Here is a 21446-nt window from a genome sequence, read left to right on the forward strand (position 1 = left end):
ATGCGCGCCGAATTCGACGCGAGCGATCTGAAGGTCATCGCGTTCGACGTGTTCGGCACGGTGGTCGACTGGCACAGCGGCATCGCGGCCGAAGTCGAGCGTGTGTTGCCGGGCGTGGAAGGCGCGACCTTCGCGCTTGCGTGGCGCGCCGGCTACCAGCCGGCAATGAAGGCGGTGATGGAGCGCATCGCAGCGGGCGAGGGCGGCTTCACGCTGCTCGACGAGCTGCACCTGAGCATGCTCGAGCAGGTGCTGCGCGACTTCGACCTGACCGACCGGCTCGACACCGCCGCCAGGCGCGACCTGAGCCGTGCGTGGCACCGGCTGCCGGCGTGGCCCGATTCGGTGCCCGGGCTCACGCGGCTCAAGAAGAAGTTCACCATCTGCACGCTCTCCAACGGCAACATCGGTTTGCTGACCGAGATGGCCAAGCGCGCGGGCCTGCCCTGGGACTGCGTGCTCTCGGCCGAGGTGTTCAAGGCCTACAAGCCCGACCCGCGCACCTACCTTGGCGTGGCCGGCGTGTTCGATGCGACGCCGGGGCAGGTGATGCTGGCCGCCGCGCACCATGACGATCTGGCCGCCGCACGCGTGTGCGGTCTGAAGACCGCCTACATCGAGCGGCCCCACGAGTTCGGCCGCGACAAGCCGAAGGATGTTTCGCCGCAGCCGGACAACAGCCTGCACGCGCGCGACATCAACGAATTGGCCGATCTGCTGGGCTGCTGATCAGTCCGTCAAGAGCTTTTCGACCGTGCGCAGATTGCGCGCCGTCGTGCTCGACTTGTAGCGCGTCTTCGCCAGCAGCTTGGCCACCGGTGTGTCGGTGCTCTCGCCGCGCGGGCATTGCCAATACAGCACGCCCTTGCCTTGCTTCAGCCGTTCGAGCTTGGGGTCGACGGTGCCGGCTTTTTCCATCACTTCATCGAGCATCGCGGGATCGGAGCCGAACACGAGGTACGGATGCCGCTCTTCGTCGATGCGTTGGAAGGGATAGGCCGCGGCCATCTCGGCCACGGATTTCTGCGTGAGCAGCACGATCCACGCGTCGTAGTCGAAACGCTTGCGCAGCGCCTGCTCGATGCGTGTGCGCAAGGCGCCGGCATCGCTCTCGTCGGTATCGAACAGCACGTTGCCGCTGGCGAGCACCGTGCGCACCGCATCGAAGCCGAGCTCGACGAAGAGCGCCTTCAGGTCGGAGCTCTTGATCGTGATGCCGTTGACGTTCACGCCGCGCAGCAACGCAACATGGCGTGTGGTCGTCTTCTTCTCTTTCTTCGGGCTGGCCATGGCGTTACCCGAAGCGCTTCAGCGCAGGCCGGCGCCCTCGGCGGATGCGGCCCGCTGGATCAGCTCGATCTTGTAACCATCGGGGTCCGTCACGAAGGCGATCACCGTCGTGCCGCCCTTGACCGGACCGGCCTCGCGTGTCACGTCGCCACCCGCGGCCTTGATCTTCTCGCAGGCCGCATACGCATCGGGCACGCCGAGCGCGATGTGGCCGTAGGCGGAGCCCAGGTCGTAGCTCTCGGTGCCCCAGTTGTAGGTGAGCTCGATCTCGGCCTGGTCCGGGTTGCCCTTGTCGAAGCCGAGGAAGGCGAGGCTGTACTTGTACTCGGGGTTTTCGGAGGTGCGCAGCAGGTTCATGCCGAGCACTTTTGTGTAGAAGTCGATGGAGCGCTGGAGGTTGCCAACGCGCAGCATGGTGTGAAGGAATCGCATCTCGTGGTGCCGTGTAGTAGTTGTGGGAAAGGGAAGCCGCTATTGTCGGCTTCCCGCCGCGGCGATCAAGCCGCCGCCGTCAGCAGGTGGGCTTCGTGGCGCTTCAGGAATTCCATCAGGTGCTGCGGGTACTCGGGCACCACCGCATCGCGCACGCTCGGGCGCGCGGCCAGCGCCTTGCGCCAGGCATCGACCTTGGGCAGCGCGGCGAAGATGCGCGAATCGATGAGCGTGTCGAACACCTCGAAGTAGCGGAACACCGGCGCGAACACCGCATCGACCAGGCTGAAGCTCTTGCCCGCGAAGTAGGGGCCGGCGCCGAGAGCGGCCTCGACGCGCTCGAACTTGGCGACCAGCGCGAGGCGCTTCTGCTCGAACACGGCCGCGTCCTGCGTGGTCTCGTAACCCCAGAGGTCAGCGAGGATGGCCGAGCCGAATTCCATCCACGCACGGTGCTCGGCGCGGGTGAGCGGGTCTTCGGGGTGCAGGCGCGCGCCGGGTTGGGTTTCTTCGAGGTACTCGCAGATCACGTTGCTCTCGAACAGCACGGCCTCGGTGCCGTCGGTGCGCTGCACCTTCAGCAGCGGCACCTTGCCGAGCGGCGAGATGTCGAGAAACCACTGGGGCTTGTTCGCGAGATCGATCACGACGCGCTCGAAGGGCACGCCTTTTTCACCGAGCGCGATGGCGGCGCGCTGGACGTAGGGGCACAGCAGGTGGCTGACGAGGGTGAGGGGTTGGGACATGGGGCTCTCCGTCTTCGGTTGTGTACTTCGGTCGCCGCGATTCTTGCGATCCCGAACAACCTTTTCCCGGAAAGCCCATTCGCCTTTTCGGCGCCTTGTGCTAAGTCGCGGTGTCGAGCCAGTGCGTGATGCGGCCGTTGTGCATCACGCCGATGCGGTCTGCCATCGCATGCGCTTCGGCCTCGTTGTGCGTGACCAGGATCGCGGTCTGGCCGGCCTGCTTCAGGATGCCGCGCACCTCGGCAGTCAGGCGTTCGCGTGTGCTGCCGTCGAGATTGGAGAAGGGTTCGTCGAGCAGCAACAGGGCCGGCGAAGGCGCGAGCGCGCGGGCCAGCGCGATGCGTTGCTGTTGCCCGCCCGAGAGCTCGTGCGGATAGCGCTCGCCGGCATCGGCGAGGCCGACCAGCGCCAGCATCTCGGCCACACGCGACTGTTGCGCCGCGCGGCCTAGGCGGCGCAGCCCGAAGGCGACGTTCTTCGCGGCCGTCAGGTGCGGGAACAGCGCGTATTCCTGGAACATCATCCCCACGCGCCGCTGCTCGGGGGGCAGGTGCGAGCGGGCGGACGAGAGCACCACTTCATCGAGGCGGATCGTGCCCGCGCGCAGCGGCTCGAAGCCCGCGATGGCGCGCAGCACCGTGGTCTTGCCGCAGCCCGAGGGGCCGAACAGGCAGGCGATGTCGCCGGCCGCGAGCGACAGCGAGAAATCGTCGACGACGGTATGCAGCCCGCGCGGCGTGTCGTACGCGAGCTGGATCGATTCGATGTGCAGTGGCGAACTCATGCGTGTTCCGGAACGGGTGCGACTGGCGTTGTGCCCAACTGGTTGCGCGCCAGCAGCACCACCGGCAGCAAGCCGGCCAGCACGATGGCAAGCGCCGCGATCGCGCCTTCTTCATAGGTGCCGCGAGCGGCCTCGGCGTAGAGCCAGGTGGCGAGGGTGTCGAAGTTGGCGGGGCGCAGCAGCAAGGTAGCGGGCAGCTCCTTCATCGCATCGACGAAGACCAGCAGCGCGCCCGCGGCGATGGCCGGCTGCAGCAGTGGCAGGTGCACGCGGCGCAGCGTGCCCGCGGTGGTTTCGCCGAGCAGGCGCGAGGCCTGCTCGATGGCGGGCGGAATGCGCGCGAGGCCGGCCTCGATGCCGCCCACCGGCATCGCGAGAAAGCGGATCGCGCAGGCCACGACCAGCACGATGCCCGCGCTCATCAGCGGCAGGCCCTGCCATCCGAAGGCGGTCGCGAGCGCGGCGTCGAAGGCCAGCGCCGGCGTGAGCAGGCCGATGGCCAGCACCGTGCCCGGCACCGCGTAACCCAACGTGGCGGCGCGTGCCTGCCAGCGCGCGCGGTTGATGCCGGAGCCCTGGCTGCGTGCCGCCCATGCAACGACCAATCCCGCACCCACGGCCACCACGGTGACGCCTGCGGCCAGCGCGAGCGTGTTGCCGAGGCTCGCGATCAACCCCTGCGAAACGCCGCCACCCAGGCGCAGCCGCTTGGCGCTTTCCCAGACCAGATACAGCGCAGGCGCCACGAAGCCGATCAGCACCGGCAGCGCGGTGACCGCCGTCGCAGCCCAGCCGGCACCGCCATGCAAACGCCGCGGCTGCACCGCGCGCATGCGCTGCGCCGAGCCGAAGCGCTGGTGCCGGCGGCCGTTGCGTTCGAGCCAGACGAGCGCCACCACCACAAACAGCATCGCGCAGGCAATCTGCGCCGCACCGGCCAGGTCGGAGCGCGTGATCCACGTCGTGTAGACCGCCACCGTCAACGTGTTGACGCCGAGGAATTCCGAGGCGCCGATGTCGTTCAGCGTTTCGAGCAGCGCAAGGCTCAGGCCGACGGCGAGGGCAGGGCGAGCGAGCGGCAGCGCCACGCGAAAGAACGCGCCGCGCCGACTCTCGCCCAGCGTTCGTGCCGCTTCCAGCAGGTGCGCGGGCTGCGTCATGAACATCGCGCGCGCCGTCATGTAGACGTAGGGATAGAGCACGAAGCCAAGCACGAAGATCGCGCCCGGCATCGAGCGCAGGTCGGGCAGGCGGAACTGGCGCGGGCTGTCGAAGCCCAGCACCCAGCGGATCGCGCCCTGCACCGGGCCGATGGGATGCAGCAGGTCGAGGTAGGCGAAGGCGACGATGTAGGTCGGCATTGCGAGCGGCAGCAGCAGCGCCCAGTGCAGCACGCCGCGCCCCGGAAAGTCATGCGCCGTGACGAGCCACGCGCAGCCGGTGCCGATCACCAGCACCAGCGTGCCGACGCCGGCCAGCAGCAGGGCCGTGTTGAGTGCCGCCTGCGGAAGCACATGCGCGAACAGCGGCCCCCAGTGCCCGACGCCGGCACCGAAAGCGAGCCACAGGAGCGTGAGCACCGGCGCGAGCACGCCGGCGGCGATCGCGAACGAGGCAAGGCGCCAGACCGGTCCTGCAGCTTGCAGGGCCGGCGGCTGGCGCCGTGTCATTTGCATTTTTCTTCAGGCGCCGGCAAGGCGGGCCCGACTGTCTCGATCACTGGTCGAAGCCGACCTTGTCCACGAGCGCGCTGGCTTGCTTGCGGTACTTGGCAATCTCGGTGAGCGGCAGCGGATCGACCTTCAGCTCGCCGATGGTCTGGCCGATGATCGGATCGAGCGCCACGCCCTTGCGCACCGGGTACTCGTAGTTGGTCTGCGCGTAGAGCGCCTGCGCCGGCTCGGACACCAGGAATTCGAGCAGCTTGACCGCGTTGGCGCGTTGCGGTGCGTTCTTCGCCACCGAGGCGCCGCTGATGTTGACGTGCGTGCCGTTGCTCTTTGCATTCGCGAAGGTCGGGCGCACCACCTTGATCGCGTCGCCCCACTTGCGCGCATCGGTGCCTTCCTTGGCGCTCTTCATCTGGCCGACGTAGTACGAGTTGGCGATGCCGATGTCGCAGATGCCGCCGAGGATGTCGCGCGCCACGTCGCGGTCGCCACCCGTGGCCTTGCGTGCGAGGTTGGCCTTCACGCCGCGCAGCCACTGTTCGGCCTTGGCCTCGCCGTCGTGCGCGATCAGCGCCGCGACCAGCGCCGTGTTGTAGGGATGCTGGCCCGCGCGGATGCAGACCTTGCCCTTGTACTTCGGGTTGGCCAGGTCTTCATAACGGAAGCTGGTGAGCGGCTGCGCCTTGTCGGCGTAGAGCACGCGCGCGCGCAGCGAGAGCGCGAACCACTGGCCGTCGGCGCCGCGCAGGTTGGCGGGAATGGCCGATTCGAGCGCGGGCGATTTCACGGGCTGCGTCACGCCGCCGTCCACGAGGTCCATGAGGTTGCCGATGTCCACCGTCATCAGCACGTCGGCCGGCGAGCGCGCGCCCTCGGCCTTGACGCGCTCGAGCAGCCCGTCCTTCACGAACACGGTGTTGACCTTGATGTTGCTTTGCGCGCTGAAGGCGGAAATCAGCGGCTGGATCAGCGCCGGCTCGCGCGTCGTGTAGAGCGTGAGCTCTTCGGCGGCGTGCGCGGGCAGGGCGGTGAGGGCGAGCCAGGCGGTGGTGGCGCCGATCAGGGCGTGCGCAGCGCGGGTCGGAGCGCCGGAGCGTTGGGTCATGACAGATCCTCCAGGTCGGTAACGTGTTCTTGGGGAGACACCGGCGGCCGTCTTGCGGCGGCGCCGATGAGAACAATTATCAACAGACGGGGGAAGGGGGCGGATTTTGGACTTACAAGCCGAAGGCCTACTGCGTCACCGAGCCGGAGGAATCTCGAACACCAGACACGTCGTCGTCGCATGTGCATACAGCGTGCCATCGGCCCCGACAAGCCGTGCCTCAGCCGTCGCAAGCTGCCGCCCGCAGTGGATCACCTTGCCTTCAGCGCGCACCCGCTGCACCTTCGGCGTGAGGCCCTTCACGTAGTTCACGCTCAGTTCGGCGGTCGTATAGCCGCGGCCGGGCGGCATCATCGTGTGGACCGAGCAGCCCAAAGCCGAATCCAGCATCGTGGCGACCCAACCACCGTGGATGGTGCCCAGCGGGTTCAGGTGCTGCGCGAGCGGCGTGCCCTGGAACACGGCGATGCCCTTGCTGACCGAGACGATCGTGAAGTCCAGCGTCTTGGCGATGGCCGCGTAGGGAATCTCGCCGTTCAGCATCGCCTGCATGACTTCGAGCCCGGTCTTGCCGGCGATCTGGTCGGGGCGGGCGAGCCCGGGGCCCGGGCCGCCTTCGAGGCGGTCGGTGATCGCGCGTTCCTCGGCGATCCATGCGTCGAGCTGGCTGGTGGGTTGCGTCATGCCTGTACTGCTCCTGGGGGCTTTGAATGAGGTCGCGAATTGTATATGCAACAGTTGCACCTACAATCATCGCCCATGGACATCCAGACCAAACCCCGCGGCTGTACGAGTTTCAAGGTACGACAGCTCATGCGTCGCCTGTCGACGCACTACGACGCCGAGGTGTCCAAGAGCGGTCTCAAGACCACGCAGTACTCGCTGCTGTCGCACCTCAAGCGGCTGGGCTCTTCCCGCCCGGTCGACCTGGCGGGCGAGCTCAAGATGACCGCTTCCACATTGAGCCGCAACCTGCAGCCGCTGATCGCCGCGGGCTGGATTGCGCAAAGCGCCGGCGCCGATGCGCGCAGCCTCCTCGTGGCGCTCACGCCCGAGGGCGAGGCCAAATGGCGCGAAGCCCAGCAGCACTGGAAGACCGCGCAGCAGAAGCTCAACGCGCTGCTGGGCGTGGAGCGCGTGCTGGCGCTGCACCTGTTGATCGACGAGTCGCTCGAACTGCTGGGCGCCGACGACGCCGCAGACCCGCAGGACTGAGGCACACCACCCACCCCACCCACGCGACACAGCCGCGCTGACAGAGCAGCACGGGCTGGGTTTCTTTTCCCCCTCCACATCCCATTCCAACAGCTGAGGCCCCATGTTCGCCACCCAAGTTTCCGCATGGCTGCAGCGCCGCGGCATCCACTACGGATGGATCGTCGCTGCCATCACCTTCCTGACCATGCTGACGATGTCGGCCGCGCTGGGCCTGCCGGGCGCGATGCTGCAGCCGCTGGGCAAGGAGTTCGGCTGGAGCACCGAGCAGATCTCCTCGGCGCTCGCGCTGCGCTTCGCGCTCTTCGGCCTCATGGGCCCGTTCGCCGCGGTGCTGATGGAACGCTATGGCCTGCGCGCGGTGATCTGCACCGGCCTCGCGCTGGTCGGCCTCGGCATGGCGCTGGTCACCATGGCCTCGCAGTTGTGGCAGCTCTTCGTGCTATGGAGCCTGATGCTGGGCCTGGGCACCGGCATGACGGCGCTGGTGCTCGGCGCGGTGGTGGCCAACCGCTGGTTCGTCGCGCGCCGCGGGCTGGTCATCGGCATGCTCACGGCCAGCTCGGCGACAGGGCAACTGGCCTTCCTGCCGTTCGCGGCCTGGATGATCGAGCACTGGGGCTGGCGCTCGGCCATCGTGCCGATCGTGATCGGCAGCGTGCTGATCGCGGTGCTCGCGCTGTGCCTGGTGCGCAACCGGCCGTCCGATGTTGGCCTGCTTCCCTACGGTGAATTGCCCGGCACACAACCGGCCGCACCGGCCGCGCCCGTGGCGATGATGAACTTCGCCACGCCGTTCCGCGTGCTGAAGGAGGTCGCGACCAACCGCACCTTCCTGATCCTGGCCGCCACCTTCTTCATCTGCGGCCTCAGCACCAATGGCCTCGTGCAGACGCACTTCATCTCGCTATGCGGCGACAACGGCATGGGCGCCGTGCCCGCGGCCTCGGTGCTCGCGATGATGGGCGCGTTCGACTTCGTGGGCACCATCCTCTCGGGCTGGCTCTCGGACCGCTATGACAACCGCAAGCTGCTGTTCTGGTACTACGGCCTTCGCGGTCTGTCGCTCTTCTGGCTGCCGCATTCGGAATTCACGATCTACGGCCTCGGCCTTTTCGCGATGTTCTATGGCCTCGACTGGATCGCCACCGTGCCGCCGACCGTCAAGCTCGCGGGCGCGACCTTCGGCCCGGCCAAGGTGGGCCTCGTGTTCGGCTGGATCTTTGCCGCGCACCAGCTGGGCGCCGCCACGGCCGCGTACGGAGCGGGCTTTTCGCGCACGCTGCTCTTGACCTACACGCCGGCGCTGTACGCAGCCGGTGCCGCCTGCCTGGTTGCGGCCGTCATCGTGATGATGATCCGTCGCCCCGCAGCCAAGGTCGGCGCGCCGGTCCCGCCCGCAGCGGCAGCACGCGCCTGATCGATCACCGAAGCGATCACCCGAAAGCCCCGCCATGACCACCCCCGCCCAAGGCGAACTCGACCCGCGCACACGCCGCCTGCTCGAGGCGCCCATCGTGCCCACGCTGCTGCGCCTCGCAGCCCCCAACGTGCTCGTGATGGTGGCGCAGGCCTCCGTCGGGCTCATCGAGACCTACTTCGTCGGCAAGCTCGGCACCGATGCGCTCGCGGGCATGGCGCTGGTGTTCCCGATCGTGATGCTGATGCAGATGACCTCCAGCGGCGCGATGGGCGGCGGCATCGCCTCGTCGATTGCCCGCGCGCTCGGTGCACGCCGCCGCGACAACGCCGATGCGCTGGTGTGGCATGCGGTCGTCATCGCGCTCGGTTTCGGCCTGTTCTTTTCGCTGGCGCTGCTGTTCGGCGGACGCTGGCTCTACGGAATCATGGGCGGCACGGGGGCTTCGCTCGATGCCGCGCTGACCTACTCGAACTGGGTGTTCGTGGGCGCGGTGCTGGTGTGGCTCTTCAACTCGCTCTCGGCCATCATCCGCGGCACCGGCAACATGGCGGTGCCCGCCAACGTGACGGTGGTGGGCGTGGTGTTCCTCATTCCGGCGTCGCCGCTGCTGATCTTCGGCTGGGGGCCGATTCCGGGCATGGGCATCGCTGGTGGCGCGATGGCGCTGCTGCTGTACTACCTGCTGGGTTCGATCGCGCTCATCGTCTACCTGCGCTCGCCGCGCAGCCTGCTCAAGCCGACGCTGTCGGCGCTGAAGCTGCAGTGGCCGATGTTCCGCGACATCCTGCGCATCGGGCTCGTCGGCGCGGTGTCGACGGTGGCGACCAACCTGTCGATCGGCATCGCGACCGCGCTCACCGGGCACTTCGGCTCGGGCGCGCTGGCCGGCTACGGCACCGCGTCACGGCTCGAGTACCTGCTGGTGCCGCTGGTCTTCGGCCTGGGCGCGCCGCTGGTCGCGATGGTCGGCACCTGCATGGGCGCGGGGCAGCGCGAACGCGCGCTGCGTGCCACCTGGGCCGGCGCAGCGCTGGCCTTTGCGCTGACCGAGACCATCGGCCTCGCGGCCGCGCTGTTCCCGCGTCCATGGCTGCTGCTGTTCGGCAACGACCCGGCCATGCTCGAGACCGGCGCGCACTACCTGCGCGTGGTGGGGCCGCTCTACGGCTTCTTCGGCGTCGGCCTCGTCCTGTATTTCGCCTCGCAGGGCGCGGGCCGCCTGCTGTGGCCGGTGCTCGGCAACATCGCGCGCCTCGCCGTGGCGGGCACGGGCGGCTGGCTCGCGCTGCGCTGGGGCGGCGGGCTCACCGGCGTGTTCGCGGCGCAGGGCGTGGCGCTGGTGGTGTACGGCATCGTGATTGCCTCGGCGATCGCGGGCGGCGCGTGGTTCGGCCGCGTGGGCTGGCCGCGCACGCCCTCCGGATTGCTGCGCCGGGTGGCGCAGGCCTGAAACAGTTTTCTACATAGCTACCAAAGGCAAAGGCTCCCCATGAAAATCAAGGACTCCGTCGTCTTCATCACCGGCGCCAACCGAGGCCTCGGGCTGGCCTTTGCCAAGGCCGCGCTCGCGGCGGGTGCGAGCAAGGTCTATGGCGCCGCGCGCGACCCGAAGAGCATCACGCTGGTCGGCGTGACGCCGGTGCCGCTCGATGTGACGCAGCCCGCGCAGATCGCCGCGGCGGTCGCGGCTTGCGGCGATGTCACGCTGCTCGTCAACAACGCGGGCATCTCGCGCGGATCGAACCTGCTGGGTGCAGGCGCGGTCGATGCGGCGCGGGCCGAGTTCGAGACCAACTTCTTCGGCTCCTGGGCGCTGACCCAAGCCTTCGCGCCGGTGCTCGCGGCCAACGGCGGCGGTGCGGTCATCAACGTGCTGTCGGTGCTGAGCTGGATCACCTTTCCGGGCGTGGCGACCTATAGCGCCACGAAGTCGGCCACATGGTCGCTGAGCAACGGCCTGCGCAACGAACTGGCGGGACAGGGCACGCAGGTGACCAGCCTGCACGTGGCCTTCATGGACACCGACATGGCCGCGCATGTGCCTGGCGCCAAGGCATCACCCGACGACGTGGCGCGTCAGGCCTTTGCTGGTGTGGAAGCCGGCAAGCCCGAGGTGCTGGCCGACGAGGTCACGCGCCAGGTCAAGCAGAGCCTGTCGAGCGACGCGCCGGCCTATGCGGCGGCGCCGAAACCTGCTGCGACCTGAGCGGCGCCACAAAAGAAAAACCCGGGCGCTCGGCCCGGGTTTTTTCGTTCTGGTCGATCAATAGCGGTAGGGGTTGTTCGGCCGGCGGTCGTAGCGGTTGGGCACGCCGTCCCCGTCGTTGTCGCGGCGGCCACCGTAATGGCGGCGGTCGTCCCAGCGGCGGCCATGGTCGTAGCCGCGGCCATCGCGACCATCGCGGTAATAGCCCGGGTGGTAGTGGCGCGGCGGAGGCGGCGGTGCGTAGTAGCGGCGCGGGGGCGGCGGTGCGGGCACCACGTACACCTGGGCCTGGATGAAGCGGCCACCGGTCTGGGCCTGCGCCGGTGCGCTGAGTGCAGCCAGCGACATCAGGGCGGCTGCGGCGAATGCGAAAGTGAGCTTTTTCATGGCAACTCCCGTGGAGTGGTTGGAAGCCTCATCGTCGTTGCCTTGTGTGAACCTTGTGTAAGGCTGAGGCGAAATCGGATGAAGAGCTGTAAGCAGCCGGTAGACGTGTGACGTCAACTGGGCATGCCACGATGCTAATGCGTGGTGCGCCCGTTGGGCGCTGTCGCGGGTGTGCCGTTGGATGTAGGCCGAGAGGCCGTGTGCATGTCCGCGCGCTCGCGTGCGCTCAGGCGCGCGCGGCGGGCAGCATGCGGCGCAGCGCTTCGAAGAACAGGTCCGACTGCTCGCGCTCGCCCTGGATCTGCGCCGCCACATGCGCGGCCAGCTTCGCATCGACGGGCGCGAGCGGCCGACCGGTCGACTGCGCAATCACCTGGTGCAGGCACGCCCGTTCGAGGTAGTACAGATCGTCGTAGGCATGCGCGATGGTCGCGCCCGCCACGATCACGCCGTGGTTCGCGAGAAAGGCCACGTCCTTGCCGGCCATCGCGCGGGCGATGCGCTCACCCTCTGCATCGTCGAGCGCAAGGCCGTTGTAGACCGCGTCGACCGCGATGCGGTTCACGTAGCGCATCGCGTTCTGGCTCGCCGTCGGATCGAGCGCGCGATCGACTGTGAGCGTGAGCGCGGTGGCGTACGGCATGTGGCAGTGCAGCACGACCGCGTGGCCGGTGAGCCGATGCACCGCGCCGTGGATGAAGAGTGCGGTGGGCTCCACGCGGTGGCGGCCGGCGAGCACTTCGCCGTGCACGTCGATCAGCACGATGTCGTCGGGGCCGATCTCGCTCCAGTGCAGGCCGCGCGGGTTGATGAGGTAGCGGTCCTGCGCGCCCGGCAGCATCACGCTGAAGTGGTTGCAGACGCCTTCGGACAACCCGTGGTGGGCGGCGGCGCGCAGGGCCAGCGCGAGGTCTTCGCGCTGCTTGCGGACGGCGGGGCTGGCGTAGGTGGACTCTGCGGACATCGTGTCTCCTTCTTTTTTCTTGGGGACCGGTGCGGGATCAGGCGTTCGTGGTGCCCGTCCAGGCCGAGATGAATTTCTTCGCATCGTCGCGCACGGCCGAAGCCTGCTTGCCCGGCTTGTAGAGCGCGGAGCCGATGCCGAAGCCGGCAGCGCCCGCTGCGCGCCACTCGCCCATGTTCAACGGCGTGATACCGCCCACGGGCATCACCGGCGTGCCGGCCGGGAGCACCGCGAGCAGTGCCTTCACCACCGCGGGCGAGGCCAGTTCGGCGGGAAAGAGCTTGAGCCCCGTGGCGCCGGCCGCGAGCGCGCCGAAGGCCTCGGTCGGCGTCATCACGCCGGGGAGGCACACCATGCCGAGCTTCACCGCCTCGGCGATGACCGCGGCGTTGAAGTTGGGCGACACGATCAGCTCGCCGCCGGCCGCATGCACGTCGCGCACCTGCTGCGCATCGAGCACCGTGCCCGCGCCCACCAGCGCCTGCGGAAAGCGCGCACGCATCAGCGCGATGCTGTCCAGGGGCTGCGGTGAATTGAGCGGCACTTCGAGCAGCCGGAAACCGGGCTCGACGATGGCGTCGCCGACATCCGCGGCCTCGGCAGGCGTGAGGCCGCGAAGGATGGCCACGAGCGGCAGGTCGCGCATCGCGGCGTTGAATTTTTCGAGGGGCGTGGTCATGGCGGGAATCAGTGGTTGTCTGCTGCTGCAAGAAAGCCGGACAGCGCATGCAGTCCGGCCCAGGTGGCCTCGGCGCCGAGCGTGCGCGTGGCAACGCCCGCGGCGCGCAGGGCGAGGGTGTAGCGCTCGGTGAGCACGGGCGAGCCGATCAGCACCACCTCGCCGACCGCCTGCAGCGACTGGGTGCGCAACTCTTCGCCGATCAGGACGCCCGAGAGGTAGCTGGACAGCTCCTCCTTCGGCATGCGCTCGAACAGCGCGAGCGTGCGCGCGCCGAAGGCGTTGTGCAGCAGGCCGTGACCGTTCTCGGATTGGGTCACGCCTTGCAGGAACGCCGCTTCGTCAAGGGGCGCGGTGGCATCGAGCGTGCGCGCGAGGATCGAGTGCTGGCTCAGCAGTGCGTAGAACTCGCCCGTCATGCAGGTGCGAAAGCCCGCTACGCGGCCCTTCCGGACGGTGGCCCATTTGTTGTGGGTGCCGGGCAGCACGAAGAGGCCGTCGCTCGCGCCGGTGAGCGCCATGGCGCCGAAGATCTGCACCTCCTCGCCGCGCATCACGTCGGGCACGCCGTCATGCTCGTCGCTGAGTCCCGGCACGATGGCGATGTGCGCACCGGGGATGGCGTCGATGCGGATGATCTTGCGGCCGACCTCGACGCGGCCCGCGGGGCAGGCGCAATACGGCGCCTCGACCCAGCCCTGCTTGCTGCCGGCCATGCCGGAGATGAGGCACTGCGCGCCTTCAAGGCGCATCCAGTCGCCGAACAGCGCTTCGAAGACGGCAGGGAATCCGCCTTCGGGGACCTTGAGGATGCCGCGCGCGTCGCTGCGCTCTTCGATCACCTTGCCGTCTGCATCCAGCAGTGCGCCGCGCAGGGAACTCGTGCCCCAGTCGATTGCTACCAGTCTTGTCATTCAATGATTGTCGCGCGGGACGAACGCCCCGCGCCGGCCGCGCAGGAAAGCGAGGTCCGCGCCCTGGTCGGCCTGCAGCACCGTGTCGACATAAAGCTTCCAGTAGCCCGAGTCGAGTGGCGCCTTGGGAGCGACCCATTTCTCGCGGCGCTTCGCCAGCTCTTCGTCGCTCACATGCAGATGCAACTTTCGGTTCGGCACGTCGAGCTCGACGATGTCGCCGTCCTGCACCAGCGCCAGCGGACCGCCCGCGGCTGCTTCGGGCGCCGTGTGCAGCACCACCGTGCCGTAGGCCGTGCCGCTCATGCGCGCATCGCTGATGCGGACCATGTCGGTGATGCCCTTGCGCAGAACCTTGGGCGGCAGCGGCATGTTGCCGGCCTCGGCCATGCCGGGGTAGCCCTTGGGCCCGCAGTTCTTGAGCACCATGATGCAGTGCTCGTCGATGTCCAGGTCCTCGTCGTCGATGCGCTTGTGCAGGTCGTCGGCGCTTTCGAACACCACCGCGCGGCCCTTGTGCACCAGCAGCTCTGGCGTGGCCGCGCTGGGCTTGATGATCGCGCCGTTGGGCGCGAGGTTGCCGCGCAGCACGCAGATGCCGGCCTTGTCCTTGAAGGGCTCGGCCAGCGGGCGGATGACCTGCGGCCCGTAGTTCTCGGCGTCCTTCACGTTGTCCCAGAGGCTCTGGCCGGTGACGGTGAGGATGTCCTTGTGCAGGTGTTGGGCGATCTCCTTGATGACCACCGGCAGGCCGCCCGCGTAGCAGAAGTCTTCCATCAGGAACTGGCCCGAGGGCTGCAGGTTCACAAGGCAGGGCAGCTCGGAGGCGAGGCGGTCGAAGTCGTCGAGCGTGAGGTCCACGCCGATGCGGCCCGCGATCGCCAGCAGGTGGATCACGAGATTGGTCGAGCCGCCCACGGCCGCATTCACCTTGATCGCGTTCTCGATCGCCTGGCGCGTGAGGATCTTCGACATGTTCATGTCTTCATGCACCATGTCCACGATGCGCCGGCCGGCTTGGCGCGCCAGCACATTGCGCCGGCCGTCCACGGCAGGGTAGGCCGCGTTGCCCGGCAGCCCGATGCCCAGCGCCTCGACCATGCAGGCCATGGTGCTCGCGGTGCCCATCGTCATGCAGTGGCCGTGGCTGCGGTGCATGCAGCTCTCGGCCTCGAAGAAGTCCTGCAGCTTGAGCGTGCCGGCGCGCACCTGCTCGCTCATCTGCCACACGCCGGTGCCCGAGCCCAGTTCCTGCCCACGCCATTTGCCGGAAAGCATCGGGCCGCCCGAGACGCCGATGGTCGGCAGGTCGACGCTGGCCGCGCCCATCATCAGCGCGGGCGTGGTCTTGTCGCAGCCCATGAGCAGCACCACGCCATCGAGCGGGTTGCCGCGAATGCTTTCTTCCACGTCCATGCTCGCGAGGTTGCGATACAGCATGGCCGTAGGGCGCAGCAGCGTCTCGCCGAGCGACATCACCGGGAACTCGAGCGGGAAGCCGCCGGCCTCGTACACGCCGATCTTCACCTGCTCCGCGAGCGTGCGGAAGTGCGAGTTGCAGGGCGTGAGTTCGCTGAAGGTGTTGCAGATGCCGATGACCGGGCGGCCGTCGAACTGGTCGTGCGGCACGCCCTTGCCTTTCATCCAGCTGCGGTAGATGAAGCCGTCGCGGTCGTGGCGGCCGAACCATTGCTGGCTGCGCAGTTCGCTGGCTTTTTTCCTGGGGGGAGTGTTCATCGCGTGTGTCTCTCGATTGCCGGTTTCGGTGCAGAACCTCGAGGGTTTGCCCTGCCGGATGGCGTTTCAATCATCATATGATAGGCCTGATGAGCGAGCCGGAGCCTTGATGTTTTCGGCCGCTGGGATAGCAAATTTCACATCGCACGCATGATCAAGAACATCCACGGCCGCACGCTGGAACTGCTCGGCGAAGCCATCGTCGCCGGCCGCTATGCGGTCGGGGCGTCGATACCGCCCGAGCCGATCCTTGGGGAAGAACTCGGCGTGAGCCGCACCGTGGTGCGGGAGGCCATGAAGTCACTCGCGGCCAAGGGCCTCGTCGCGACGGGCCCCAAGGTCGGCACGCGCGTGCTGCCGCAGGATCACTGGAACTGGTTCGATCCCGATGTCATCACCTGGCAGTCGCGCGCCGGCCTCACGCCGGGGTTTCTGCGCGACCTGCAGGATTTGCGGCGCGTGGTGGAGCCTGCTGCGGTGCGGCTTGCCGCTGAGCGGGCCGATGCGAAGGACATCGAGGAAATTGAAAGTGCCTTCGCCGGCATGAAGGAAGCGGTCGAGCATGGTGGCGACTACGTCACCTTCGACCTGCGCTTTCACAACGGCCTCTTGGTCGCCGCGCGCAACCGCATGCTGGCGCAGATGAGCAAGGCGCTCAACGCGCTGCTGCGCACCAGCTTCGAGATTTCGGCCGCCAAGCCCGACGGCCCCGCGCGCTCGCTGCCGCTGCACCGCGCGGTGCTCGATGCGGTGATCGCGCGCAACCCCGACGCCGCCGAGCGCGCGGTCATCCGCCTCATCGACGGGGCGCGGCAGGACATCGAAGACGTGCTCGCCTCGCGTCGGCGCCTGCCGAAGCTCAGCCGGCCGCCTCTGAAGCTCAAGGCCGGCTGACAGGCCGGCGCATGGGTCGCCGAACGGGCTTCTTCAGGCCGTGCGCAGCCGCAGCAGGGCGCGCACGAAGCCGTGGTCCGACCGCGAACGGTCGCGCCCTTCGTGCAGGTGGTCGTTGAAATAGTCGACCCGCCGCACATCGCCCAGGCTGTGCCGGCTGCTGGCGATGAATTCCTCGCTCACCAGGATCTGGTCGAGCACGTCCGGAAAGCCCTGGTGGATGTGCGAATAAGCCACGTCCTTCTTCAGCGCCGACTCGCCCTGCATCTCGTAGGCGTTGAACAGCGCCACGTCGCGCGCGGCCTTGTCGTAGGCCACTTCGGAGGTGGCGGCCACGAGCTGCGTGGTCACGCTGTGCGGGTTGTCGTTGAAATCGCCCATCACCACCAGCGGGGTGTTAGTGCCCTGCAGCAGGTCGATGACGATGCAGCGCAGGGCGGCGGCCTCGGCGCCGCGCATCAGCAGCGAGCGCAGCGAAGCCATCACGCCGACCTTGCGATCGTCGCGGTCCTCCAGGTGGTTGCCCTGTGCGTCCTGCAGGAACTTGGGGCGCTTGGACTTCAGGTGCACCGTCAGCACGTGCACCTGCTGGCCGTGCTTCATGCGCAGCGTGGCCAGGAGGGGCGGGCGCTCGAAGCGGGTGTGTGGGCCGAGGCCCGGCACTTCCACGCCGAAGCCCGGCGGGAAGTCGGTGAAGGACTGGACGTTGTCCACCTGCAACCGCGTCGCGATGCCCACGCGCGGCGTGCCCTGTGCGCCCGGCCTGGGTGGCGTGCCCGGCGGGCTGCCGGGCGGCGGCGTGTTCTCGGCACCCGGCACCGAAACGAAGTCGTAGCGCAGGCCGCTGCGCGCAATCGCCGCCTTGAGCGCCGCTTCGTCCCACACCTCCTGCACCGCGAGCACGTCGGCATTGAGCGCGTGGAAGCGCTCGCCGATCCAGTCGATCTTTCGCTCGTACTCGCGCTCGTTGTAGGCGTCCTGGTTCTCGTAATACACCCGGTTGGGGTCCGCGAGGTTGAGCAGGTTGCAGGTGGCTACGAAGAGGGTGGCGTAGTTGGGTGGGATGTATTGCATGGCTTGACGATTGTGTCTTGCCCGCAAAACAAGAAAAAGGCGCCCAAAAGAAAAGGGCACCGAAGTGCCCTTGCTCATTTCCGGGGCAGGTGTCCCTGCCCGGAGTGTTCAGCGCCCGAAGGAGCGGCCACCGCCGCCACCGCCGGAACGGTTGCCACCGCCACCGCCGTAACCACCGCCGCCGCCACCCGAACGGCCACCGCCGCCCGAGCGATTGCCGCCGTAGCCGCCACCACCGCCACCCGGGCGGCCGCGACCGCGTCCGCCACCCATGTGGTCGACGCTCGTGCGCAACGGATCCGGCTGGCCTTCACCACCCGCGACCGCTTCGGCGCGCAGGTGCGCGACCTGGTTGGCTTGCGTCGGGCTGTGGCTGTTGCCGTGATGGCGCGGTTGGCGCTCGTCGTGCGGCAGGTGATTCTGTTGTTGTTGATGCTGGGGTGCGTGGTGCGGCGTGCGTGCCGGACCTTGCGGACCACGGCCTTGCGGTGCGCGTGCACCCTGGCCGCGCGGGCCCTGGCCTTGACCACCACCGCCGTTGGCATTGCGGCCTTGGCCGCCGCCACCACCACCGCCCTGGCCGCCACCGCGGCGTTGACCGCCACCGCCGCCACCACCGCCAGCGCGCTCACCGCCGCCCTGGCCAGCCTTGTTCTCGCGGATGCGCGACAGCATCTCGGTGCGCGCAGCCTTGGCGGCCGCCTGCATCACGTCGCGGCTCGGCGGACGACCGGCGCCGCCCCAGATCGTCTGGCGACCCATGGCGATCGGCTCGGCGCGCTCGCCGTCTTCCGGACCGAAGCCCTCGACGATCTGCACTGGAATCGTCTGCTTGGTGAAGCGCTCGATTTCCTGCATGAAGCCTTCTTCGTCCAGGCACACGAAGCTCACGGCCTCGCCGCTCGAACCGGCACGGCCGGTGCGGCCGATGCGGTGCACGTAGTCTTCGCTGACGTTCGGGATTTCGTAGTTCACGACGTGCGGCAGCTCGTCGATGTCGATGCCGCGGGCCGCGATGTCGGTGGCCACCAGCGCGCGGATGTCGCCGCTCTTGAAGCCGGCCAGCGCCTGCGTGCGCGCGCTCTGGCTCTTGTTGCCGTGCAGCGCCATCGCCTCGATGCCGTTCTTGGTGAGGAATTCGGCCACGCTGTTGGCGCCGAACTTGGTGCGCGTGAACACGAGCACCTGGCTCCACTTGTTCTCGTTGATGATGTGCGCGAGCAACGCCTTCTTCTTGCCGCGGCCCACGGGGTGGATCACCTGGGTGATGCGCTGCACCGTGGTGTTGCGCGGCGTGACCTGGATGCTCTGCGGGTTCTTGAGCAGCGTGGCGGCCAGATCGCGAATTTCGTCGCTGAAGGTGGCCGAGAACAGCAGGCTCTGCTTTTCCTTGGGCACGAGCGCCAGGATCTTCTTCACGTCGTGGATGAAGCCCATGTCCAGCATGCGGTCGGCTTCGTCCAGGATCAGCATCTGGACCTGGCTCAGGTCGAGCATGCCTTGCTGCTGCAGGTCGAGCAGGCGGCCGGGGGTGGCCACGAGGATGTCGACGCCCTTCTTGAGCTTGCTGATCTGCGGGTTCATGCCGACGCCGCCGAAGATCACGGTCGAGTCGAGTTGCAGGTATTTGCCGTAAGTACGGACGGATTCTTCGACCTGGGCCGCGAGTTCGCGGGTGGGGGTCAGCACGAGGGCGCGGATGCCGACGCCGCCGAACTTGTTGGTGGCGCTGCGGCTCATGGTGAGCTTGTGCAGCATCGGCAGCGTGAAGGCCGCGGTCTTGCCGGTGCCGGTCTGGGCGCCGCCGAGCAGGTCGTGGCCTTCGAGAACGGCGGGGATGGCTTGCGCCTGGATGGGGGTGGGGGTGTCGTAACCGTGCTCGTGCACAGCCTTCAAGATGGCGGGAGCCAGCTTCAGTTCATCAAAATTCATTGGAAACAATAAGCGCCATACACGGCGCAGTGGCATCGGCCCGCTTGGCGTCTTAATGTTGACGCCGAGCCAGTCAAGGCAGATGAAGGTCAGGGGTGGGAGCCGGAAAACCCATTGCAAGAAAGGTCTTCTTCGTCCCCGGCAGAGAGCCGGTGTTGCGGGCAACTGGACCCGGCAACGGTGGCTATTGTCGCATGAGTCGATAATCGGTGGTTTGCCGTGCCCGAATGCGTTGTTCTGGCGCCCGCGCTTTTCCCCCAATTTCCGCTACCCAAGGTAAGTATCCACAGATGGCTCAATACGTCTATTCGATGAACCGTGTCAGCAAGACCGTGCCGCCCAAGCGGCAGCTCTTGAAAGACATTTCGCTCTCTTTCTTCCCCGGCGCCAAGATCGGCGTGCTCGGCCTGAACGGCTCGGGCAAGTCGACGCTGCTCAAGATCATGGCGGGTGTGGACAAGGAATTCGAGGGCGAGGCGCTGCCCATGCCGGGAATGACGATCGGCTATCTGGAGCAGGAACCGAAGCTCAACAACGAGCACACCGTGCGCGAATCGGTCGAAGAGTCCATGGGCGCGGTGTTCGCGGCCAAGGCACGGCTCGAAGAGGTGTACATCGCCTACGGTGCCGAAGACGCCGACTTCGACGCGCTGGCGGCCGAGCAGGCCCAGCTCGAAGCCATCATCGCCACGGCCGGCACCGATTCCGAACATCAACTGGAAATCGCCGCCGATGCCCTGCGCCTTCCGCCGTGGGACGCGAAGATCGGCCTCTTGTCAGGCGGCGAAAAGCGGCGCGTGGCGCTGTGCCGCCTCCTGCTGTCCAAGCCCGACATGCTGCTGCTCGACGAACCGACCAACCACCTGGACGCCGAATCGGTGGAGTGGCTCGAAGTGTTCCTGCAGCGTTTCACGGGCACCGTGGTGGCCATCACCCACGATCGCTACTTCCTGGACAACGCGGCCGAGTGGATCCTGGAAATGGACCGCGGTCGCGGCATTCCCTGGAAGGGCAACTACAGCACCTGGCTCGAGCAGAAGGGCGAACGCCTGGCGCAGGAGCAGAAGAGCGAAGAAGCCCACGCCAAGGCGCTGAAGAAGGAACTGGAGTGGTCGCGCCAGAACCCGAAGGCACGCCAGGCGAAGAGCAAATCGCGCCTCGCCCGCTTCGAAGAGCTGAGCGACATGGAATACCAGAAGCGCAACGAAACGCAGGAAATCTTCATTCCTGTGGCCGAGCGGCTGGGTCAGCAGGTGTTCGAGTTCCACGGCGTCAGCAAGTCCTTCGGCGACCGCATGCTGATCGACAACCTGAGCTTCACCGTGCCGCCGGGCGCGATCGTCGGCATCATCGGCCCGAACGGCGCCGGCAAGTCGACGCTCTTCAAGCTGCTCGCGGGCAAGGAACAGCCGGACGCCGGCAGTGTGGTCATCGGCTCGACCGTCAAGGCGGCTTTCGTCGACCAGCATCGCGACGAGCTCGCCAATCAGAAGACCGTGTGGGAGGACATCTCGAACGGCCTGGACATCATCAACGTCGGCAAGTTCCAGATGGCCAGCCGTGCATATGCAGGCCGCTTCAACTTCAATGGTGCGGACCAGCAGAAGAAGGTCGGCACGCTGTCGGGCGGTGAGCGCGGTCGTTTGCACCTCGCCAAGACCCTGATCGCCGGCGGCAACGTGCTGATGCTCGATGAACCGTCGAACGACCTGGACGTGGAAACCTTGCGCGCACTGGAGGACGCACTCCTCGAGTTCGCCGGCACGGTCATGGTGATCAGCCATGACCGCTGGTTCCTCGACCGCATCGCCACCCACATCCTCGCGGCCGAAGGCGACAGCCAGTGGACCTTCTTCGACGGCAACTACCAGGAGTACGAAGCCGACAAGAAGAAGCGTCTCGGCGAAGAAGGCGCCAAGCCCAAGCGCATGCGCTACAAGGCGCTCAAGTAAGCCTGCACCGGTTCTTCCGGGACGCGAACGGCGCGCCGACCC

At 67.6% G+C, this 21446-nt stretch carries 21 protein-coding genes; 7 read left to right on the top strand and 14 right to left on the bottom strand.

Annotation, left to right across the window (positions count from 1 at the left end; translation table 11 throughout):
* A complete protein-coding gene (locus NU688_RS11290) occupies positions 1-729 on the top strand; it encodes a haloacid dehalogenase type II (RefSeq protein WP_257860697.1) in 729 nt (242 codons plus the stop codon).
* Here the strand turns inward: NU688_RS11290 and NU688_RS11295 are convergent, their stop codons facing one another.
* From NU688_RS11295 to NU688_RS11325, 7 genes are all read right to left on the bottom strand, one after another.
* Complete coding sequence (locus tag NU688_RS11295; RefSeq protein ID WP_257860698.1) at positions 730-1290, bottom strand: DUF1697 domain-containing protein; 561 nt, start codon at positions 1288-1290, stop codon at positions 730-732.
* 18 nt (positions 1291-1308) lie between these two features.
* Entirely contained in the window at positions 1309-1722 is a 414-nt protein-coding gene (gloA, locus tag NU688_RS11300) for a lactoylglutathione lyase (protein ID WP_257860699.1), read from the bottom strand.
* A 65-nt stretch (positions 1723-1787) separates the two neighbouring features.
* A complete protein-coding gene (locus tag NU688_RS11305) occupies positions 1788-2468 on the bottom strand; it encodes a glutathione S-transferase family protein (protein ID WP_257860700.1) in 681 nt (226 codons plus the stop codon).
* A gap of 100 nt (positions 2469-2568) precedes the next feature.
* On the bottom strand, positions 2569-3252 hold the full coding sequence (locus NU688_RS11310; protein ID WP_257860701.1) for an ABC transporter ATP-binding protein: 684 nt from the start codon (positions 3250-3252) through the stop codon (positions 2569-2571).
* Positions 3249-4922: an iron ABC transporter permease gene (locus tag NU688_RS11315; RefSeq protein WP_257860702.1), complete on the bottom strand. Its 1674-nt coding sequence runs from the start codon at positions 4920-4922 to the stop codon at positions 3249-3251. The genes NU688_RS11310 and NU688_RS11315 overlap by 4 nt, the downstream gene beginning before the upstream one ends.
* 46 nt (positions 4923-4968) lie before the next feature.
* Positions 4969-6027 carry a Fe(3+) ABC transporter substrate-binding protein gene (locus NU688_RS11320; RefSeq protein WP_257860703.1) on the bottom strand — a complete coding sequence of 353 codons (1059 nt, stop codon included), beginning with the start codon at positions 6025-6027 and terminating at the stop codon, positions 4969-4971.
* Positions 6028-6162: 135 nt separating this feature from the next.
* Positions 6163-6711 carry a PaaI family thioesterase gene (locus NU688_RS11325; RefSeq protein WP_257860704.1) on the bottom strand — a complete coding sequence of 183 codons (549 nt, stop codon included), beginning with the start codon at positions 6709-6711 and terminating at the stop codon, positions 6163-6165.
* A gap of 75 nt (positions 6712-6786) precedes the next feature.
* Here NU688_RS11325 and NU688_RS11330 point away from each other — a divergent pair, with 75 nt between their 5' ends.
* The 4 genes from NU688_RS11330 to NU688_RS11345 all read left to right on the top strand — a co-directional run bounded on the left by NU688_RS11330 (position 6787) and on the right by NU688_RS11345 (position 10871).
* On the top strand, positions 6787-7242 hold the full coding sequence (locus tag NU688_RS11330) for a MarR family winged helix-turn-helix transcriptional regulator (protein ID WP_257860705.1): 456 nt from the start codon (positions 6787-6789) through the stop codon (positions 7240-7242).
* Between the two features lie 103 nt (positions 7243-7345).
* Positions 7346-8662, top strand: a complete 1317-nt coding sequence (locus NU688_RS11335) for an MFS transporter (RefSeq protein ID WP_257860706.1) — start codon at positions 7346-7348, stop codon at positions 8660-8662.
* A gap of 34 nt (positions 8663-8696) precedes the next feature.
* The gene (locus tag NU688_RS11340; RefSeq protein ID WP_257860707.1) at positions 8697-10115 is read left to right on the top strand and encodes an MATE family efflux transporter; all 1419 of its coding nucleotides are present in this window, start codon (positions 8697-8699) and stop codon (positions 10113-10115) included.
* Positions 10116-10154: 39 nt separating this feature from the next.
* The gene (locus NU688_RS11345; RefSeq protein WP_257860708.1) at positions 10155-10871 is read left to right on the top strand and encodes an SDR family oxidoreductase; all 717 of its coding nucleotides are present in this window, start codon (positions 10155-10157) and stop codon (positions 10869-10871) included.
* A gap of 57 nt (positions 10872-10928) precedes the next feature.
* On the opposite strand, the gene NU688_RS11350 is transcribed toward NU688_RS11345, so the two are convergent.
* The 5 genes from NU688_RS11350 to NU688_RS11370 all read right to left on the bottom strand — a co-directional run bounded on the left by NU688_RS11350 (position 10929) and on the right by NU688_RS11370 (position 15552).
* A complete protein-coding gene (locus tag NU688_RS11350; protein ID WP_257860709.1) occupies positions 10929-11258 on the bottom strand; it encodes a hypothetical protein in 330 nt (109 codons plus the stop codon).
* A 226-nt stretch (positions 11259-11484) separates the two neighbouring features.
* A complete protein-coding gene (locus NU688_RS11355; RefSeq protein ID WP_257860710.1) occupies positions 11485-12222 on the bottom strand; it encodes an aldolase in 738 nt (245 codons plus the stop codon).
* A gap of 37 nt (positions 12223-12259) precedes the next feature.
* The gene (locus NU688_RS11360; protein WP_257860711.1) at positions 12260-12901 is read right to left on the bottom strand and encodes a 2-dehydro-3-deoxy-6-phosphogalactonate aldolase; all 642 of its coding nucleotides are present in this window, start codon (positions 12899-12901) and stop codon (positions 12260-12262) included.
* A gap of 8 nt (positions 12902-12909) precedes the next feature.
* Positions 12910-13815: a 2-dehydro-3-deoxygalactonokinase gene (locus NU688_RS11365; protein WP_257860712.1), complete on the bottom strand. Its 906-nt coding sequence runs from the start codon at positions 13813-13815 to the stop codon at positions 12910-12912.
* Positions 13816-15552 (bottom strand): IlvD/Edd family dehydratase, encoded by a 1737-nt coding sequence (locus NU688_RS11370; protein ID WP_257860713.1) that lies wholly within the window; start codon positions 15550-15552, stop codon positions 13816-13818.
* 150 nt (positions 15553-15702) lie between these two features.
* On the opposite strand from NU688_RS11370, the gene NU688_RS11375 reads away from it, so the two are divergent.
* Positions 15703-16446 (top strand): FadR/GntR family transcriptional regulator, encoded by a 744-nt coding sequence (locus tag NU688_RS11375; RefSeq protein WP_257860714.1) that lies wholly within the window; start codon positions 15703-15705, stop codon positions 16444-16446.
* A 33-nt stretch (positions 16447-16479) separates the two neighbouring features.
* Here NU688_RS11375 and NU688_RS11380 read toward each other — a convergent pair whose 3' ends face one another.
* Together NU688_RS11380 and NU688_RS11385 are read right to left on the bottom strand one after the other, a co-directional pair.
* Positions 16480-17520: an endonuclease/exonuclease/phosphatase family protein gene (locus NU688_RS11380; protein WP_257860715.1), complete on the bottom strand. Its 1041-nt coding sequence runs from the start codon at positions 17518-17520 to the stop codon at positions 16480-16482.
* Positions 17521-17628: 108 nt separating this feature from the next.
* A complete protein-coding gene (locus NU688_RS11385; RefSeq protein WP_257860716.1) occupies positions 17629-19452 on the bottom strand; it encodes a DEAD/DEAH box helicase in 1824 nt (607 codons plus the stop codon).
* 290 nt (positions 19453-19742) lie between these two features.
* Here NU688_RS11385 and ettA point away from each other — a divergent pair, with 290 nt between their 5' ends.
* Positions 19743-21404, top strand: a complete 1662-nt coding sequence (ettA, locus tag NU688_RS11390) for an energy-dependent translational throttle protein EttA (RefSeq protein ID WP_198787190.1) — start codon at positions 19743-19745, stop codon at positions 21402-21404.
* The last annotated feature ends 42 nt before the right edge of the window (positions 21405-21446 follow it).

This window comes from Variovorax sp. ZS18.2.2 (genome assembly GCF_024701975.1).
Lineage (GTDB): Bacteria > Pseudomonadota > Gammaproteobacteria > Burkholderiales > Burkholderiaceae_C > Variovorax.

Coding starts and splice junctions, on each gene's coding strand:
- NU688_RS11295 (WP_257860698.1), bottom strand. CDS start 1,290: ATGGCCAGCCCGAAGAAAGAGAAGAAGACGACCACACGCCATGTTGCG.
- NU688_RS11340 (WP_257860707.1), top strand. CDS start 8,697: ATGACCACCCCCGCCCAAGGCGAACTCGACCCGCGCACACGCCGCCTG.
- NU688_RS11380 (WP_257860715.1), bottom strand. CDS start 17,520: ATGCAATACATCCCACCCAACTACGCCACCCTCTTCGTAGCCACCTGC.
- ettA (WP_198787190.1), top strand. CDS start 19,743: ATGGCTCAATACGTCTATTCGATGAACCGTGTCAGCAAGACCGTGCCG.
- gloA (WP_257860699.1), bottom strand. CDS start 1,722: ATGCGATTCCTTCACACCATGCTGCGCGTTGGCAACCTCCAGCGCTCC.
- NU688_RS11370 (WP_257860713.1), bottom strand. CDS start 15,552: ATGAACACTCCCCCCAGGAAAAAAGCCAGCGAACTGCGCAGCCAGCAA.
- NU688_RS11345 (WP_257860708.1), top strand. CDS start 10,155: ATGAAAATCAAGGACTCCGTCGTCTTCATCACCGGCGCCAACCGAGGC.
- NU688_RS11325 (WP_257860704.1), bottom strand. CDS start 6,711: ATGACGCAACCCACCAGCCAGCTCGACGCATGGATCGCCGAGGAACGC.
- NU688_RS11360 (WP_257860711.1), bottom strand. CDS start 12,901: ATGACCACGCCCCTCGAAAAATTCAACGCCGCGATGCGCGACCTGCCG.
- NU688_RS11355 (WP_257860710.1), bottom strand. CDS start 12,222: ATGTCCGCAGAGTCCACCTACGCCAGCCCCGCCGTCCGCAAGCAGCGC.
- NU688_RS11375 (WP_257860714.1), top strand. CDS start 15,703: ATGATCAAGAACATCCACGGCCGCACGCTGGAACTGCTCGGCGAAGCC.
- NU688_RS11320 (WP_257860703.1), bottom strand. CDS start 6,027: ATGACCCAACGCTCCGGCGCTCCGACCCGCGCTGCGCACGCCCTGATC.
- NU688_RS11310 (WP_257860701.1), bottom strand. CDS start 3,252: ATGAGTTCGCCACTGCACATCGAATCGATCCAGCTCGCGTACGACACG.
- NU688_RS11350 (WP_257860709.1), bottom strand. CDS start 11,258: ATGAAAAAGCTCACTTTCGCATTCGCCGCAGCCGCCCTGATGTCGCTG.
- NU688_RS11315 (WP_257860702.1), bottom strand. CDS start 4,922: ATGACACGGCGCCAGCCGCCGGCCCTGCAAGCTGCAGGACCGGTCTGG.
- NU688_RS11305 (WP_257860700.1), bottom strand. CDS start 2,468: ATGTCCCAACCCCTCACCCTCGTCAGCCACCTGCTGTGCCCCTACGTC.
- NU688_RS11290 (WP_257860697.1), top strand. CDS start 1: ATGCGCGCCGAATTCGACGCGAGCGATCTGAAGGTCATCGCGTTCGAC.
- NU688_RS11365 (WP_257860712.1), bottom strand. CDS start 13,815: ATGACAAGACTGGTAGCAATCGACTGGGGCACGAGTTCCCTGCGCGGC.
- NU688_RS11385 (WP_257860716.1), bottom strand. CDS start 19,452: ATGAATTTTGATGAACTGAAGCTGGCTCCCGCCATCTTGAAGGCTGTG.
- NU688_RS11330 (WP_257860705.1), top strand. CDS start 6,787: ATGGACATCCAGACCAAACCCCGCGGCTGTACGAGTTTCAAGGTACGA.
- NU688_RS11335 (WP_257860706.1), top strand. CDS start 7,346: ATGTTCGCCACCCAAGTTTCCGCATGGCTGCAGCGCCGCGGCATCCAC.